At 45.3% G+C, this 18,249-nt stretch carries 11 protein-coding genes; 7 read left to right on the forward strand and 4 right to left on the reverse strand.

What is annotated here, in order from left to right; genetic code table 11:
- Nucleotides 1–11: 11 nt before the first annotated feature.
- Complete coding sequence (locus tag BUB99_RS10635) at nucleotides 12–5,243, reverse strand: PKD domain-containing protein (RefSeq protein WP_073122310.1); 5,232 nt, start codon at nucleotides 5,241–5,243, stop codon at nucleotides 12–14.
- A gap of 193 nt (nucleotides 5,244–5,436) precedes the next feature.
- Here BUB99_RS10635 and BUB99_RS10640 point away from each other — a divergent pair, with 193 nt between their 5' ends.
- Genes BUB99_RS10640 through BUB99_RS10650 form a run of 3 tightly spaced genes read left to right on the forward strand, consistent with a single transcriptional unit; the run spans nucleotide 5,437 to nucleotide 9,072 of the window.
- A complete protein-coding gene (locus tag BUB99_RS10640) occupies nucleotides 5,437–6,474 on the forward strand; it encodes a PorP/SprF family type IX secretion system membrane protein (RefSeq protein WP_073122311.1) in 1,038 nt (345 codons plus the stop codon).
- A 3-nt stretch (nucleotides 6,475–6,477) separates the two neighbouring features.
- Complete coding sequence (locus BUB99_RS10645) at nucleotides 6,478–7,791, forward strand: HTTM domain-containing protein (protein ID WP_073122313.1); 1,314 nt, start codon at nucleotides 6,478–6,480, stop codon at nucleotides 7,789–7,791.
- A gap of 42 nt (nucleotides 7,792–7,833) precedes the next feature.
- Nucleotides 7,834–9,072 (forward strand): M48 family metallopeptidase, encoded by a 1,239-nt coding sequence (locus BUB99_RS10650; RefSeq protein ID WP_073122314.1) that lies wholly within the window; start codon nucleotides 7,834–7,836, stop codon nucleotides 9,070–9,072.
- A 324-nt stretch (nucleotides 9,073–9,396) separates the two neighbouring features.
- Here the strand turns inward: BUB99_RS10650 and BUB99_RS10655 are convergent, their stop codons facing one another.
- Entirely contained in the window at nucleotides 9,397–9,825 is a 429-nt protein-coding gene (locus BUB99_RS10655; protein ID WP_073122316.1) for a hypothetical protein, read from the reverse strand.
- 527 nt (nucleotides 9,826–10,352) lie between these two features.
- Here BUB99_RS10655 and BUB99_RS10660 point away from each other — a divergent pair.
- A complete protein-coding gene (locus BUB99_RS10660) occupies nucleotides 10,353–11,249 on the forward strand; it encodes a hypothetical protein (RefSeq protein WP_073122318.1) in 897 nt (298 codons plus the stop codon).
- 766 nt (nucleotides 11,250–12,015) lie between these two features.
- On the opposite strand, the gene BUB99_RS10665 is transcribed toward BUB99_RS10660, so the two are convergent.
- Complete coding sequence (locus BUB99_RS10665; protein WP_073122320.1) at nucleotides 12,016–13,071, reverse strand: NAD(P)H-dependent glycerol-3-phosphate dehydrogenase; 1,056 nt, start codon at nucleotides 13,069–13,071, stop codon at nucleotides 12,016–12,018.
- Entirely contained in the window at nucleotides 13,049–14,656 is a 1,608-nt protein-coding gene (locus BUB99_RS10670; RefSeq protein WP_245816827.1) for a 1-acyl-sn-glycerol-3-phosphate acyltransferase, read from the reverse strand. The genes BUB99_RS10665 and BUB99_RS10670 overlap by 23 nt, the downstream gene beginning before the upstream one ends.
- A 225-nt stretch (nucleotides 14,657–14,881) precedes the next feature.
- Here BUB99_RS10670 and rpe point away from each other — a divergent pair, with 225 nt between their 5' ends.
- From rpe to BUB99_RS10685, 3 genes are all read left to right on the forward strand, one after another.
- Nucleotides 14,882–15,541 (forward strand): ribulose-phosphate 3-epimerase, encoded by a 660-nt coding sequence (gene rpe / locus BUB99_RS10675; RefSeq protein ID WP_073122554.1) that lies wholly within the window; start codon nucleotides 14,882–14,884, stop codon nucleotides 15,539–15,541.
- Nucleotides 15,542–15,665: 124 nt separating this feature from the next.
- Nucleotides 15,666–17,333, forward strand: coding sequence for a glutamine--tRNA ligase/YqeY domain fusion protein (locus tag BUB99_RS10680; RefSeq protein ID WP_073122323.1), 1,668 nt, complete (start codon nucleotides 15,666–15,668; stop codon nucleotides 17,331–17,333).
- An 86-nt stretch (nucleotides 17,334–17,419) separates the two neighbouring features.
- A complete protein-coding gene (locus BUB99_RS10685; RefSeq protein WP_170863778.1) occupies nucleotides 17,420–18,211 on the forward strand; it encodes an SDR family NAD(P)-dependent oxidoreductase in 792 nt (263 codons plus the stop codon).
- The last annotated feature ends 38 nt before the right edge of the window (nucleotides 18,212–18,249 follow it).

An 18,249-nucleotide genomic window follows, 5' to 3' on the forward strand; every position in this document is an offset into this window, starting at 1 on the left:
ACCATAAAGTTTTAGCGCACAATCATCACTCCTCCTCGTTGTTGGATTTGCCCTCTCTCGGGCTGGAGCGAACTTTCGAATGTCATAATGTAGGCGTACGTCCCCATTTGTAGCAATTGTCCACGATAATACCCATCCCATCTAAAGTTGATATTTTCAGAATAGTACACCAACTCCCCCCATCTCGAATAAATCTTGATGCTAAAATTGGAGACATAGTCGTTGGGATAAACAAAAAACTGATCATTCGTTCCATTCGGAGCAAAGGCATTCGGCGCATAAATGATAGGAGCACAATTGTCAAACACCTCTACAATATCTCTGATACAGCTAAACCCATTGCCTATAGTTACCTCATAAACACCTGGCGTATTGACGACTAATATGCGATCCGTACCCAAGACATCCGTATCATTAATGATTGTCCATACATAGGATGTAAATGCACCTGGGTCTAAAGCTACTTCACTATTCTGAGGATCTGGATCTTGACTACAAAAAGACTCATTTGGAGACATCGTCAGTTGGTCTTCATCGATTGGAGTCACTGCTACATCTATACTCGCGTCAGCTTGGCATACACTCACATCAGAAGCCACATTGACCGAGTAGCTACCACTCTCGCTTATGGATATCTCTGCACCCGTCTCAGACAACACTTCACCATTCAAGTCTGTCCAGGTAAAAGTCACATCCTCAGAGATACTGGCATAGGCACTCAAAAACACTTCTGAATTATCGTCACAGTTAGGATCTGCGGCTATAAAGACAGTGAGCTCATCAAAAACATCTACTGTCCTGTCCACGGTATTGACACAACCTGTCCCTTGATCCAACACGCTCACAGTATAGGTACCTGTATTGGTTACATTGCGTTGAGAAGTTAGGTTTCCATTATCCCATTCGTAGGCCGGATTACCCACTAGCGTACTGGTAATGTTCGCCTCTAGTAGTAGTGACCCATCACACTCGTTACCCGTCACGTCTATCTGAACTTCTGGTAAATCATTTTGCGTCACTATGACCTCTTGGGTATAATCACAATAACCTGTACTCGATGAGGTCACAAAATAACTACCTGCCGTCCCGACTACAACTGAGTCTCCCTGTGCCGAACCTATGATATTGGGTCCTGTCCAAGAGTACAACACTGGATCGGCAGCATTGACGGTCACGGGCAAAATCCCTACCTGCCCCTCTGTACCACAAATGTACTGTGGATCGACACTGAAGTCCGCTCTTTCGTTCCCGTCCAGCTGAATATCGTCAAGTGTACCGACACATACATTCCCTAATCCATCGACTCCCTCTACCACGAGAGAATAAGTACCAGAATCTAGATTGGTAATCGCAAACTGATTGGCTGCATCTAAAGTAGCACTTGATGCAAATATCGAATTACCTACTTCATCGAAAAGCTCATAATCTACATTAGCAGTAACGGGTGCATTCACTGTGACTTCTAACTCTCCATCACCAGGGCAGCCTCGTACTGGTGCTACGCTCAGCGTAAATGTTCCTCCATCAGCTACCGTAGCAAGCTGTGGGTTGGCACACCCCGAAACGGTATTAGTCACTGTGATGGTATATCCACCACCACTCAGATTATTAGCGATTTGGGTATCCCCAGATGGCCCTGCGATTGCTGTAGATGTAACCGATACAGGCCCTGACAATCCATAGGTAAAGCTACCCGCATCCGTGATGTCGATATTCAGTGCACCATCCGTAGCGCCACAGCCAGTAGTAGGAGTCGGCGTGAAAGTATAATTAGGTGTAGGCTGTACTGTGAGTTCTATATCATCAATCGTACTACAGTTGAATATGTCCACAACCTCCACCTCGTACAAATAGACTCCTGGCACACTAGTATCTACCTCTTGCTGGCTCAGTGTGTTTCCATTTGGAGTAGCATTCAAACTCCAAGTGTACGCTGACCCTGGATTTTGTGCATCCAAAGGAGCAAATACTACATCCTGACAAATCATCTGATCTGGCCCCAAATTGACAATTGGACTGGTATCATCTACAAAAGACTCTCTAGGATCTGACTGACAACCCGTGGTGTCTGTGATAAAGACTGAAACAATGGAAGCCTGCGTCACTGTTATTTGGCGTGTGGTATCTCCTGTAGACCAAGTATATGAAAATGCCGCTGTATCGCTAGGCCATGCTTCTAGCATCACTGGTCCATTACAGAGCGTGACAGCATCTTCTACCGTCGGTGCGGTCGGTATGGCAAAAACCTCCACGGGTTGCAAAAATGTGGTATCCAAACCACATCGATTCGTCACCTGTAGTGACACGTTATAAGTACCCGTTAGATTGTATAAGTGTGTCGTATCCTCTACTGCGGCAGAAGTCCCGTCATCAAAAGTCCATAAATAATTATCTATAATAGAAGTCCCTGACCCATCAAAAATAGTCTCTTGTCCCAGACAGGCATTAGTGACCAGTGCTCCTGGTTGCATGGCTGTCAAAGGTACGGTCTGCGCAAAATTGGGTAGTCCCAACCTACTTGTGCGCCCTTCGAGATCAAATCCATCCACGACAAACCCTGCCAAGTCATCATCTGCTGCAGGGCTATTGATCGTACCGATAGTCGTCTGTCCTTCGATGGCCATATAGATCACAGCATCCGCTCCCGTCTGCAATGCTCCAAACTCCAAGCTTGCACTGGCTCCTAGCTCATACTTGGTCGCCATGATGTCTGCTTCGGCGGTGGGCGCTTGGATACTGTCTAAGTCATATTGCAGAAGTTTTGACCCGTTTGAATGGGTCGTGACATATAGCTTTTCAGCTCCAGAAGAAAACTCTACCCCATAGATCAGTGCCGGTAATGGTTCCTCTACATCTATCTTGGCGATTTGACTCACCACACCAAAAGTATCGATTTCGAATAGTTCTATGTAATTTTCGTTGGTGTCCTGAATCGCCATCGCGATGTAGTTACCTGCCTGAGCGACTTGCATCTCAGCAGTTGCATTCTTCTCTTCATCTAACCGCAGTACACTCCCCGCAGCAGAAGTCAACGGTTCGCCTATACCAGTAGCTGTCACGGGATAAGATTTGAATTGATTGTTACCAAACTCATGCGTGATCAACCAAGATAAACCCTGCCCCAGCCCCACTCCAGTCATCCGCTCAGTACTGTTCGTAAAGAATGGCAGGTTCTTTTGTACCACTGCGCCACGCATCACATCCTGTTTCATATCAACGATGCTATACCGCATATTGTAGGTATTATCCCCATAGACTGGATCACTCGTAAAGACATAAAAAGTCGTACTATCTCCAGGAAAAGGCATAATCATCGCCCCCTGCATCGACGTACTGTCTCCACCTATATTGGTGCCGTTGACCATAATTTGATGTTCTTTGTTCCAGACTGTCACACCATTCGTATAAAAAAGCAGGTCTCCGTTGAGATCGGAAACCGAAGATGCCGCCTGCGGTGAAGTCATGAGGTTGGCATCAGTAATAGCCACCGTACCATTAGGATCATTAAAATCTATCCCTGCATTCTCTCCAAAGTACCATTGGTTACGAAACTGTGACTCGTCCTCATAGGTGACGACCTGCACATAGCCATAACTACGACAGCCTGCAGCAGTCTCTACCGCCACCGAAAAGATCCCCGTAGTATCTACATCTATCGTCTGGGTCGTCTCTCCCGTATTCCATGCGTAAGTCAGTCCTCCGTCTCCCGCATCATAGGTAAACACTTCGCCAGGACATCTCACCGTATCCATACCGAGATCGATCACCAAGTCATTTTCGGTAATAGACACCACTCGGGTATATGATTCTTCGATTCCATTGAGTGTGACAGTCAGCGATACGGAATAAGTGCCTGCGGCTGGGAAAGTATAAACTGGCGCTGGACCTGACAAAGAGTCTCCAGTCCCAAAATCCCAAACGTAACTTTCTGGCGTGGGCTCTACCATCGAAAAGAATTTGGTAGACTGTGAAGTACAGGTATCGAGTAAGAAAAAAGACACCGTATCGAACATCTCGAAATGTGGAGCGGCAAAAGCAGGAAACTGACGCCCATTGATATTGGACGGGGCAAAAGCCAAACTGTCATAGCCCACATTGAAAAACAAGCTATCCTCGTGATAAGTACTATCCGCCTCGATGATTCGTCCGATCTCTATCGCATCACCACTGGTCTGCTGATAGAGGTGATAGATGTTCTGATCTGGTCCTCTTTGTATCCCATAACTTCTAAAGACAGGCTGAAACAAAATAGAATTAACCGTCTCTACCGTATCGTTAAAATCAAACTGGTACAAATCTCCCTCCTCTGCGGAACTACCAAAGCGAGAAATATACAATTGATCCCCTGATGCAGACCATTCTAGATCATAGACTGCTTCGCCAGTTCCATCACTAAAACCTGTATTGCGAATAGCTCGATTGAAAATCAAGGTACCAGTGGCTATATCCAAATCCATGACATAGACATTTCGATTTTCCTCCTTCGGTGCGATCGCCAAACGTCCGTTGATTTCGTCATAGGCAAAACTAGCCGCTTCATAAGCAGGGTCAGTAACCGTTCCTATGGCAAAAGTAGTCGTGACTCCCACTCCCGTGGCACTGCTGAGCGCTGTGACTCGGTACTCTAGCGTGGTTCGGTTCTGAGAAATTAGCCAATAGTTATCTGCATCTTGCTTGATGACGGTCATGGCTTCTGAGGGATCTACCAAACCTGTCCCATTGTTGAGGCTACTCACATCTCCTAGGACTGGCTCTCCCGCAACAGCATTGCCAGTCAGTGTTCTATCTAGGATGCTGTATTGAATTTCGTTGACTCCCGCACTCCCTGAGTTGGTAAAGAGGTAGTACTGCCCCGTACTATAAGGAAGAGGAAAAACCACGGCAGATCGATTGATGGCAGGGTTGCCATTCAACAATGGATTACCAGGAAGAGGGTTATGATTGATGTCAAAGACACGCTCACCGTCCGAGTAGAAGATAAGGTCTCCAGTCACTGGATTAGTGATCACAGCACCTCCACCTATCCCGTATGGGATTTGTTGGATATTGTCTAGTTGTGCTCTAGCGTCTGACTTATTGAATGTGATGCCAGCGGTGGAGTTACCAAATAACCAATTGTACTCAGAATAGTTTTGATCCTGTGCATGAGACCCAAAATGTACCATACTGAGCACTGCCATCACAAAGCATTGCCATAATACGAGCTGGTTTGGTCTGATTCTGATGATGCTTTTCTGTCCCAAAAAACGGTTATTATCTATTGTTCAAATAATTAAATTTTCCCTAAAAATAAGGCAATTCAATCAAGTTCCGAGACGAAATGACATTTCTATGCTATAGATGTCAACAAAAAATAAATCGTTTCTTTATTGCTACAATATTTTCTATTTTGCAACGATTCTATTATTACACGGTATAGTCTCGAAATTTAACCCTATGCTCAGGAAAGTCCTCGTCTTTTTTTTGGTTTCAACTTTACTGATTTCAGTAGACAGCTACGGTCAAGACCCGCAGTTTTCGCAGTACTATGCAGCTCCATTGTATCTAAACCCCGCTTTGGCAGGGGTCAATCAGATCGGGCGGGCAGGAGTCAACTACCGCAACCAATGGCCCTCGATCGACGCAAGTTTCGAGACTTTCTCGGCTTACGTTGACAATAACTTTGACGAAAAAAACAGCAGCGTCGGGCTCCTCATCACCTCAGATCGTGAAGGTATCGCAGGACTAACTTCTACAGAGATCGCCCTACAATACGCCTATCAGGTCAATGTCAACTACAAATGGACTTTTCGTCCAGCCATCCAAGCATCCTACACGCTACGAGATTTGAATTTCAACCGCCTGACCTTTGGTGATCAGTTGGACAACAATGGCCTCAATGGCAACCCAACTGCGGAGCAGTTTGATGGAGCAGGCAAAGTAAGCTATTTTGACATGGGGCTAGGTGGTCTCGTCTATTCGGAGAGGATCTGGTTTGGCGCAGCGATGCATCATATCCGAGAACCTGACCAATCGTTCCTAGGAGATGGCAGTCCGCTGCCTCGCAAATTATCGTTTCATGGGGGATACAAAATCCCGATCCAGACGGGATACAAAAGAGGTGAAACAGCCAAAGGCATGGAAAGAAGCATCTCTCCTACGTTCAACTATAGAAGCCAAGGTGAATTTGACCAACTAGACTTAGGGATGTACTTCACATTACAGCCTGTCATCTTCGGTCTATGGTATCGAGGGATTCCAATCAAAACCCCAGAAGGCAGTGGCACTAACAGTGAATCACTCATCTTCATGTTTGGGGTCACCCAAAAAAGCCTCACCTTCGGCTATAGTTTTGACTACACCCTATCTAGCCTCGGCATCAACACGGGTGGAGCGCACGAAGTATCGATTATATACACCTTTAGACTGGGGGATCCTCGCAAGCCCTCTCGCGATGTGAGAGAGCTCAAATGTCCCGTCCCTGTAATCTTCTAGCAGATGCTCGCCAAGTTTCGGACTGAATTTTTCAGACCTATTGACAACAGCCAGATCGTCTTATTCAGGATACTCTTTGGTTTACTCATGGCTACCGAATCCTTTGGTGCGATTGGTACAGGCTGGGTCAAAAAAGTCTTTATAGACCCTGAACATCATTTTCCATTCATCTGGGTAGACTGGTTGCATCCACTACCGGGAGATGGCATGTATTACTATTTCGTCGTGATGGGAATCGCTAGTCTGATGGTCGCGGCAGGCTACCAATACCGCTGGAGTTCTCTAGCGCTTGCGCTACTCTGGACGGGGTGCTACTTCATGCAAAAGTCTAGCTACAACAACCACTACTATCTAGCAGTCCTACTCTGCTGGTTCATGGCATTGATCAACCCACACCAGCGCAAATCACTAGACAGTAGGCTTAGTGGTATCACACGATACGATGCTCCCAATTGGTATCGATTGTTTTTTATCGTGCAGCTCTTTGTCGTGTTTAGTTATGCGGCAGTTGCCAAATTCTCTGACAGCTGGATATCAGGAGATTTCATCACGATGAAGTTCGCCTCCAAAGGAGATTATTTCCTCATCGGCCCACTACTCATCAAACCCTGGTTTCAGGCGTTTGTGACCTACTCGGGGATATTGTTCGATGCACTGATCTGCCCTCTATTGCTCTGGAAGAGAACTAGAAAGATGGCTTTTGTAGGTCTAATATCTTTTAACCTCTTCAACTCCGCAGTGTTTCAGATCGGGATATTTCCCTACATGGTCGTGGCGTTGGCCATATTCTTTTTTGATCCCAAGCAAATCCAGACAACTTTCTTTGCTACCAGCCCTACCCTCAAAACACAGTCTCATCAGTCGAACCGCTGGATCATGTACTGTTTCGTAGGGTATTTTCTATGGCAGATCTATCTCCCGCTGCGACATCATCACATCCCGGGCGATGTGCTATGGACCGAAGAAGGTCATAGACTCAGCTGGCGCATGATGCTAAGGTCTCGCTATGGTCAAGGGCTCTTTCAAGTGCATGATCCCGATACAGGAAAAAACTACAGCATCCGTCAACGTGACTACCTCAGTACCAAGCAACGCTACAGCGTCAGTGCTTTCCCTGATTTCGCTTGGCAATTCGCTCAAATACTCAAAGCGGACTATCAAACCAAAGGTATAGCACACCCAGAGGTTTATTTCATCGGTAGCAAAGTGAGAATCAACCGAGGAGAATATGCGCCATTCATCGATCCGACTGTAGATCTGGCTCAGGCCAAATGGAACTACTGGGGACACAACGAATGGATACTACCGAAGAATTAATCCTTCGCTGTATTTTCTTAGTTTTGCCACAAACACGAAAGTATGACTAGCGAAACGATTCTATACCTGATCATCGGCATCACCATTTTTGACTTTGTCTTCAACAAAGTCCTCGGCATCCTCAACAACAAGAGTCGCAAAAAACCGATCCCTGCATCACTGACAGGAATCTACGATGAAGAACAGTACGCCGAGTCACAGCGCTACCAAACTGCTGTGTTCAAGTTCTCTGCGATTAGCAGTACCTTGAGTTTCGCCGTGATGCTCGCCATGCTCTGGTTTGGCATATTTGGCTGGTTGGATGCGCAAGTTCGCGCCATTGCCCCAGTCGAATACCTATCGTCACTCTACTTCTTTGGCATCTTGTACTTTGCTTCGGATATTTTGGGACTCCCTTTCGACATCTATGGCACTTTTGTGATTGAAGAAAAATTCGGATTCAACAAAACCACTGCTAAGACTTTCGTCCTAGACAAACTCAAAGGCTGGCTCATGACCCTCATCGTCGGTGGTATAATCGTGGGTGTCTTCATTGCGCTCGTCGCACTATTCCCACAGACGTTCTGGATTTATTTCTGGATCGTAGCAGCCGTACTGATGGTCTTCATCAACATGTTCTACACTTCACTAATCATCCCGCTGTTCAACAAACTCACTCCTCTGGGCGATGGAACTCTCAAAGATGCCATCACGCACTACAGCCAAAAAGTTGGCTTCTCGCTCAACAATATCTTCGTGATCGATGGCTCCAAAAGATCCTCCAAAGCCAATGCTTTCTTTAGCGAGCTAGGCAAAAAGAAAAAAGTAGTACTCTACGATACGCTCATCGATCAACACAGCGAAGAAGAACTCGTCGCTGTACTCGCCCACGAAGTAGGACACTACAAGAAGAAACACATCGTCTGGTCTATGATCCTGAGTGTGGCTCAGATCGGATTCATGCTCTGGTTGCTTTCGCTGTTGATCTCTAGCTCCAAAGTGTCCTGGGCGCTAGGCGCTAACTCCACCAGCATGCACATCAACGTACTGGCATTCGGCATGCTGTTCTCGCCAGTCTCAACCGTCATCGGTATCTTGATGAATCTACTGAGCAGGAAAAATGAGTACGAAGCAGACGAATATGCCGTACGCACCTACGACCGTAAACCACTCATCAGCGCCCTCAAAAAGCTCACCGCCACCAATCTAGGCAACCTGACTCCACACCCAGCCTATGTCTTCGTGAACTACTCACACCCCAGCCTACAGCAGCGGATAGAAGCGATGGAAAAGGTAGCGTAATTTGAGGGTAAGGCTTACTTACGGGAATGTCTCTGGTGATTTTAGAGTAAAACTTGATAGAATCAATACTTGTGTGATTGGCAGTAGGATAGGCTTTCTACTATTTTCAATCTATGTTCCTTTCGGGTAAAAACAGCAACCCAATCCACCACATTAAATGTCAGAAAGTATATGGCTTGTTGATCTGCGATTATGTATCTATCTCTAGGCATCTATAAAAGCTAATCAAAAATGTGAATCTCCTTACCCCTGCTTTTGATCGCATTGCAAATGCTCTACCACAGCATCCTCTTCACAGACGAGGACGATTGGGTCTTTTTAGACTCATTCTAAGAAGTAAACATATCCAATTAAAACAAAGGTGGATAATATAAATGCAGCATATCCAATAAATTCACAGGCTCGGATAAACCATGGTTTATCCGTATAATTGAATAGGATTTCCTCTATTAGCTTACCTTCTAGGTGTTCATTGAGCTTCTTTTTCAAAAATCTTTCATTTTTTCTTATGAAGTATATTTCTTGATATAGGCTAATAGTAGAGAATAATATTCCTAGCACCAGTAGAATTATAGTGGCTAAAAAAAAATATTTCGCACATTCGTTTTCAATGCTATCCGATTTCAACCCAATGAATAATGCTAAAAACCCAGTGCTAATTGTTATCAGATTCCGAGTAAAATCTTTTCTCGCTTGACCCAATTCTTTAGATAAATCGGCCGCTGCTTTTAATATTTTGTTCTGAATATCCATTCTTTATCAATTTATGCGAACAGTTTCCCCTTTGGTCTTAGTATCTGCTAAGACCTATCCATCAGAAGAGCGTCCGCTCGATTACACATAACTGATATCTAGTTCGCCGATTCCCCACAATAGTACACTGGCACTCCTATAGACATAATCTAGCTTCTCATCCAAGAACTTGTTTGTTTCAGCATGACAACCCTCCTTCCAGAGGTTGGCTTTCTACTATTTTCAATCTATGTTCCTTTCGGGTAAAAACAGCAACCCAATCCACCACAGTAAATATCAGACAGTATATGGCTTGTTGATCTGCTATTATGTATCTATCTCTAGGCATCTATGAAATATAATCAAAAAAGCGAATCTCCTTACCCCTGCTTTTGATCACATTGCAAATGCTCTACCACAGCATCCTCTTCACAGACGAGGACGATTGGGGTAACATTATTTTGCTTAAGGAAAAATACTAAATATTCGGTATTCCTCTTCATAAAAAGGAGCGACAATTTTGGGCTTATTAACACATTAAAACAACTATGAAAAAAACAATAAAACTAACAACTCTGTTTATTGCCCTGTCAGTCTTTTTAATATCGTGTAATAATGAAGAGGATGATCTTATAGATAAGGTTAACTATTTGGAAATCATCAACCCTGAAATTTCTACTGCAGATATTCAAAAGGAAAATCCTGACAACATCATTGCCTTTAAAGACTTTGATGAAGGAGATTTATACTTGTCTAATGAAGGAGGTGAAGAAGTTTATATAAGTACAAGTCTTAATACAGCACTATTGTATTGGTCTAACTTTTCTGGTAAGGTTTCCCCTAATAAACCTGTTATTGTTTCATATATATATACTTACGCTGAAGGGGAAGATGAGTGGGATGCTTTATCTAAGTTAGCCAATAATGAAGATGTAAAAGCCGTTGGGTTTAAGAAAACGGTAACATTTGAAAACAATAGAAGGTACGAATGGGCCCCTAGAGAGGATTCTTTTGAAGATGTAGGAATCTACAAAGAGAAAGAAGAAGATGAAGATGATGATGATGATAATTCGGAAGACTGTACTGATTGGCATTACTACCTAACCGAATGCTTGGGTAACAGTGGAGTTAGTGGTGATATTTCATCAGCAGGGATAAGACAAAAAGCTTGTATAATTAACGAAACTTCAACATCTATAACTGTAGAGGCTACTATAGAACCTGCTAATGGGGGGATTGATTCCGATTTTTCTTACAAAGGAATTGACATTTATTTCCGTGGAGATGAAAGCTCAAGTTATATGACTGTTCAAGAGTTTAATAGTGGAGGGACAATAACGAAAACCATAACAGCAAATAAAGATGACATTAATAGTTATTGGTTAGAGAATTGGGAAAGTAAAGGGTCTATCGCTTTTGTTGAGGCTACTTGTGTTTATAATTAACATTATACTTCAGTAAGCTTCCTCTTTTTTGAGGGGAAGCTTACAATATCAAGAAGTACAAAGCCCTCTGGTCGTAGCACCTACTAAGACCTATCCATCAGAAGAGCGTCCACTCGATCACAAACAGCTCCCCTCAATGTCATTTAATTCCCAGCGTACGCTCTGGCAATAATCCAGACCCAGTCTTATGGTTTAAGTACAAACCCTTCACATTTTAGATCTTAGCGGATGTTACGGCCGAGCGAAAGCAGCTATGGGAGACCCTAAAAGTTGGGGATGAAAGGACTACAAATACTCGTCAAAACAAACACACGTGTTTGGCCGTCGAAACACACGTGTTTGGCGCTCGAAACACATGTGTTTGATCGAGCAAACACACGTGTTTAAAAAAGGAGGATAAAAACCCTCTCCAGGCTTTGTAAACAGCATTTTCAAGAAGGGTTTGGGACGATTTAGGAGAAATCTAAACACAAACCCTTTCAGAATGGCAAAGACCTATTCCTCCTCTGTTCGTAGCGCCCGCTACGATCTTCATCACAGGCTGATCATCTCTTATTGCATCACTCATACATCGGGGACGCCCTTCTATGTTTTAGGTCTTAGTGTCCACTAAGACCAGAGGGGTGCGGCGGATAGTAGCGGGGCAGATTGCGCCAATTATCTACACGCTTTGATTTGGCATCACCTGACACCAACTAGTCACGCATACCAGTCCAGTCATACAGGTATATATTCTACCCACACCACACCTAGCAGACGCTACGACTCAAATAAAATCAATCTCCGCACGGAAGGGAAACTTCATAAAGTAGGTGTGTGACTCGGCCACTGTCATCTTGCCGTGGATGATTTTGTGTAGGGTCTCTGTGATGGGGACACGGATATTGAGGCTATCCGCTAGTTCTTTGATGATCTGTATCGTATTGATCCCTTCGGCGACTTCTTCCATAGAGCCTTTGATCTGATCGATGGTTTCGCCCTTTGCCAGACGATAACCTACTGTGTAGTTTCTACTGAGACTAGAGGTACAGGTAGCGATCAAATCTCCTACCCCTGCCAACCCAATGAAAGCTTTGGTATTGCCTCCGAGGGCATTGCCGATATGGATCATTTCGACCAGTCCACGACTGATCAACAGCGAACGGGCATTCTCGCCCAGTCCCATACCACTCACCGCTCCTGAGCCTATCGCAATGATGTTTTTTAGCACTCCACAAAGTTCGATACCGATGAGGTCATTGCTGCCATAGATCATGAACCGGTCGTTCTTGAGGAGCTTTTGTCCTTCGTCGATCACCTCCTCAAAGTGACTCGCTACGACAGTCGCTGCAGGTTGGCGTTGTTCTATTTCTTTGGCCAGATTGGGACCAGCCAGACACCCTACACGCAGTACAGAGGTCTCTTCTAGTATCACCTCACTCATCGTCCGCACATGCTTTCGAGAGAGCGGGTTTTCTTTGGTGATGACAGTTCCCTCTGGGATATTGAGATCGAGCCCCTTGGTCCCATGTATCAATACATGATAGGGTTTGAGGTAAGGTGCCAAGTCGCGAATCATCGACCGAAAATTCGCCGAGGGGACGATCGGAAAGATGATCTCACAGCTGTTGCCTATCTCCTCTAAACTCGTGACAATGGTGATATTCTCTTCCAAATGCTGAGACGAGCTGACACGATCCGTCATGATCGCTTTGGCTTTTTCTTTGTCTCGGACATAGAGTAGCACATCACTCTTTTCTGCCAAAATATTGGCTATCGCAGTACCGAAACTACCCGCGCCTATCACTCCTACCAGCCGCCTAGAAGAACTTTTCGAGATCATAGCCTTGTAGTTTGTTATGGTAGTAGTACAACAAGTTCATGCTCTGTACTTTGATATTTCCTTTCTTGTTTTTGACCACAGGGATCACGGCATGGTACATGCCTAGATTTTTCAATCCATGCGTAATCACACCATCTATGTCTCCTAACAGATGATCCGCAAGGCCAACCTCATTCTGTGCATTGAGCTTTTTCAGCTCGTCGAGGATGACTACAAACTGCTTTTTGAACACTTCATAATCGATCACCAAATCATCGTCCTGCAGTCTGAGTAGGCCATAGAGGTCGAGATGTTTGTGTATTCTACCCAGCATCCTAAATGCCACATAGGCCACCAGATGACTAGAGAACACGCGGTTATGCTTGTGGTACTCCTCTACGATTTTCTTTCCTAGGATACGGTTGTACTCCTGCTCGCGCTGATGGTTTTCGGTGACCTCCCCGTTGGACTTGAAATAGTCCTTGATATCGATCACCTCTCCCTGCTTGTCGAGGCTATTGCCCTTTGCATCTACATGGTTGCCCAATACATCCAGTGCATCTCCTATCGACACAGAGATATCCGATCCTTTGGTAAAGAACTTGAGCAAGAACTTTGATATCTTATAAGAGGTCGTGAACTCATCATTTTCCTCATAGTAGCGCTGCTGCCCTTTCCTCTTCAGGTAGTCGTTGATCAAACTCGGTGCTTCTAGCACAAAGTGATAGTTGATGGCAACAGGAACCACAAAGACTTTATTTTGATCCTCCTCCTCACTTTGAAATACTTGACGCTGCGCCTCGATGGCCGTACCGAGTAGTCCAAGCTTTAGTGATTTTTCGATCTTGCCACTTCTAGAGCGAGTCCCTCCTGGGAAGAACAAACTGTGGCATCCCTCACGAATCGCTATGGTTGAGTAGGATTTGAGTGTTTCGAGATAGAGTGGGTTTTTCTTGCGCCTGTCCACCTTATATGCCCCGACGCTATTCATGAAATAAGCGAATATCTTGAGATTGAACAGGTTTAGTCCTGCGCCATAGATGAATGGCGGGAGACCCAAATGCTGTATCACCCAGCCGATCAATACCGAATCCAAGTTGCTGTAGTGGGTAGGCACCATCACGACAGTACCTATTTTAGCCAACTTTCGGAGTTCGTCCAGCTTGCCCTTGACATGAATTTTATCATCTAGGTCGAGTTGATTGCTAAATACCGACCAAGGACCTTTGACACGTGCTGCATTGAGCAATCTACCAAAACCGATGGTCACCAGCGTACGAGTGACGTTATAGTGAGAGGGGTTAAAATGCCCCGCTATTTCGTTGCTATATCTATCGACTACATCTCTGAGAATTTCTTTGAGTCGTGGCTCTTGCTCTTCTTCCGGCAATGCATCCACTCCCACGAGTTTCTCATTTTGCCCTTCCCAGTAGGAGTAGTCATCATCGGGATCAACTTTCCACGGGTTGTTTTTGACGCGCTGTCTCTCCCGAAAGATCGTCATCTCTAACTCCTCCTTGAGCGATTTCCCTCTTCTCAACTCCAAAAGATTGTCAAAGCTCTCCTCCGTTACCAGATGAACAAACTCCTTCCTCTTTTTTGCCATTTGCATGACAGGCCAAGTCTTATTGTTTTTGAGGATTGGCTTGTACTTTGTCTTAGTCTTTCTTTTTATTCCCAAGGACTTCATATAGTTACAATAAAAAGGATGAACATTTCGATTCATCCCTTTGAGAGCGCAAATTAACTAAATAATGGGTGAATAGAAGAAAGTGAATTTTAATAAATGAGAAAAGGTGAGCCACGTATATATTTGCACAAAATTAAGCCCATGCAAAAACAGATTCAAATAGCTCCCTCCATCCTCTCTGCTGACTTTTCTAAACTAGGTACAGACATCGTCATGGTAGACGAAGGAGGTGCCGATGTAATCCACTATGACGTCATGGACGGTCATTTCGTCCCTAATATCACCATAGGACCTCTCGTACTCAACAGCATCCGAAAGTGTACCCAACTACCGATCGATGTGCATTTGATGATCGAAAATGCAGACAATTATATCCCGGCATTTGCTGAGGCCGGTGCAGATTGGATCAGTGTACATGTAGAGGCGTGCCCACACCTACACCGCAGCATACAGCTCATCAAAGGTCTAGGCAAAAGAGCTGGTGTCGTCCTCAACCCACACACACCACTCTCGGCGATCGAAGACATTCTCCCAGACGTGGATTTTGTACTGATCATGTCTGTCAACCCTGGGTTTGGGGGGCAAAGTCTAATACCGTCTACACTAGACAAAATCGCTCGACTCAAGGATCTACTGATCCAAAAACACCTAGAACACATCGAGATAGAAATCGATGGAGGGGTCAAACTAGACAACATCAAACAAGTCATAGACGCAGGTACTGACATCATCGTCTCTGGGTCTGGGATATACAATACACCCGACCCGAAAGCCACGATTCGTCAGATGAAAAGTATCTAGATTACATAAAATTCTTTGAAAAATGGATGTGACTAAATAGGCAGGAACACCCTTCCTCTCGCACACCGTTTTTCTATTTCCCATTAACTGATAAAGCCACGGCCCAAGGTTCAATACTAGTAACATGAGTACCGAAAAGGAAACGCTCAATTTCATTGAGCAAATGATCGAAAAAGATATCAAGGAAGGAAAAAACGAATCACGCGTGCATACGCGCTTCCCTCCCGAGCCGAATGGATACCTCCACATCGGGCATGCCAAGTCTATCTGTTTGAATTTCGGTCTGGCCGAAAAATACAACGGGCTTTGTAACCTACGATTCGACGACACCAACCCTGAGAAAGAGGACACAGAATATGTAGACTCAATCAAAGAAGACATCAAATGGCTCGGCTATGACTGGGGCGATAGAGAATACTACGCTTCGGACTACTTCGACCAGCTGTATGCCTTCGCCGTACAGTTGATCAAGGAAGGCAAAGCCTACATCGACGATCAGTCTGCTGAAGAGATCAGTGCACAACGAGGTACACCAAACCAACCGGGTCAACCGAGTCCCTTCAGAAGCAGATCGGTGGAGGAAAATCTTCAAATATTCGAAGACATGAAGGCCGGCAAATGTGACGAAGGATCGCACGTACTCCGTGCCAACATCGACATGACTTCATCGATCATGCAGATGCGTGACCCAGTCATCTACCGCATCAAAAAAATGGCACACCACCGTACCGGTGACAAATGGTGCATCTACCCTACCTATGATTTTGCTCACGGGCAATCTGATTCGTTGGAGAAGATCACACACTCACTCTGTACGCTGGAGTTTGCAGCACACAGACCGCTGTACGATTGGTTCATCGAAAACCTAGGCATATACAAATCTGAGCAGACGGAGTTTGCCCGACTCAACCTGGGCTACACCATCGTCAGCAAAAGAAAACTTCGCGAACTCGTAGAGGAAGGCCATGTAGATGGCTGGGACGATCCCCGCATGCCTACCATCTCTGGCATCCGAAGACGTGGCTATACCCCAGAATCTATCCGCAGCTTCGCAGACAAGATCGGGGTAGCCAAACGTAACGGCATCAGTGATGTAGCCTTGCTGGAGTTCAGCGTGCGCGAGGACTTAAACAAGAAAGCCAACCGTGTACTCGGCGTATTGGATCCGATCAAACTGATCATCACCAACTACCCTGAGGGACAAACCGAAGAACTCGATGCAGTCAACAATCCAGAAGACGAATCAGCAGGCAAACGTAAGATTCCATTCTCAAGTGAGATCTACATCGAGCGTGGTGATTTCATGGAAGAGCCACCAAAGAAGTTTTTCCGTCTAGGACCAGACAGAGAGGTTCGCCTCAAATACGCTTACATCGTGAAGTGCACGGGCTTCAAGAAAAACGAAGCTGGTGAGATCGAAGAAGTCTACTGTGAGTACGACCCTGCTACCAAAAGCGGGCAAGATAATACAGGCAAAAAAGTCAAAGGAACGCTCGGATGGGTAGATGCTGCCAAAGGCATACAGACAGAAGTAAGACTCTACGACCGACTGTTCAAGACCGAAAACTTGAACACAATCGAGGACGACTACCGCAACCATCTGAACCCAGAGTCCCTGACCATCATGCCTCATGCAGTCGCTGAACCATCAGTCCAAGACATGGCTCCTGGTACACAGTTTCAGTTCGAGCGCATGGGCTACTTCATCATCGATAAAGACTCGGAGGCCAGCAAGCCAACGATCAATCGTACGGTGACGCTACGAGACAACTGGGCCAAAAAGAATGGTTAAACGTAAATAGTCAAAACACAGAAAAGGCGCACACTTGTAATGTGCGCCTTTTTATTTCATCTTAGCCTCTCCAAATGTACACCCCTATGACAGCACTCACTCACAAATGGATCTTGATCACTGGAGCCTCCTCAGGTTTAGGGTTCGAAATGGCCAAATACCTCGCGACTAAACACCAAGCCAATTTGATCTTAGTCGCTCGTCGTGCTGATCGACTTGCCTCATTGAAGGAAAATATTTTAGCCTCATCCGAGGTTTCTGTTGATACAATCACTGCAGACCTGACCAACCCAGAGGAGACGCACCGTGTAGCAGAACAATGCATCGCCAAAGAAGAATTTCATGGTGCAATACTCAATGCAGGTATGACCTACCTCGGTGAACACGCCCAACTAGAAGAGTCACAAATCGCTCAGATCCTCAACCTGAATGTGATCAGTACCACCAAACTCGCCAGCCACTTTGTCCGTCACTTCGAACAAACGCAAAAGCCCGGCAAAATCATGGTCATCTCCAGCCTAGCAGCGCACTACCCGACTCCCTACCAAGCGCTATACTCAGGCACCAAAGGCTTCATTACCAACTTCATCAACAGCGTAGCGCTAGAAATCCGAAACCCGCAACTGACACTCAGTGTATTCAGCCCAGGAGGAATCGCTACAGACATGACCACTGCGGACGGTTTCAAAGACCTACAAAAATGGCTCATGCCTGTACAAACAGCGACACGAGAAGCCATCCATTGCTTCATAACAGGAAAACACAACTATGTACCGGGCTTCATGAACCGAGTGGCCTTTGCCTTCATGAAAGTCCTGCCTTTGAAGTTGATCACGGTTATTCTGGGAAAACAGTACCGTAAATCACTAGGACTGTAGCTACAAAAACTCAAAAGGTTCGTAGGTGATCAAATCAC

The organism is Reichenbachiella agariperforans (assembly GCF_900142205.1).
GTDB lineage: Bacteria > Bacteroidota > Bacteroidia > Cytophagales > Cyclobacteriaceae > Reichenbachiella > Reichenbachiella agariperforans.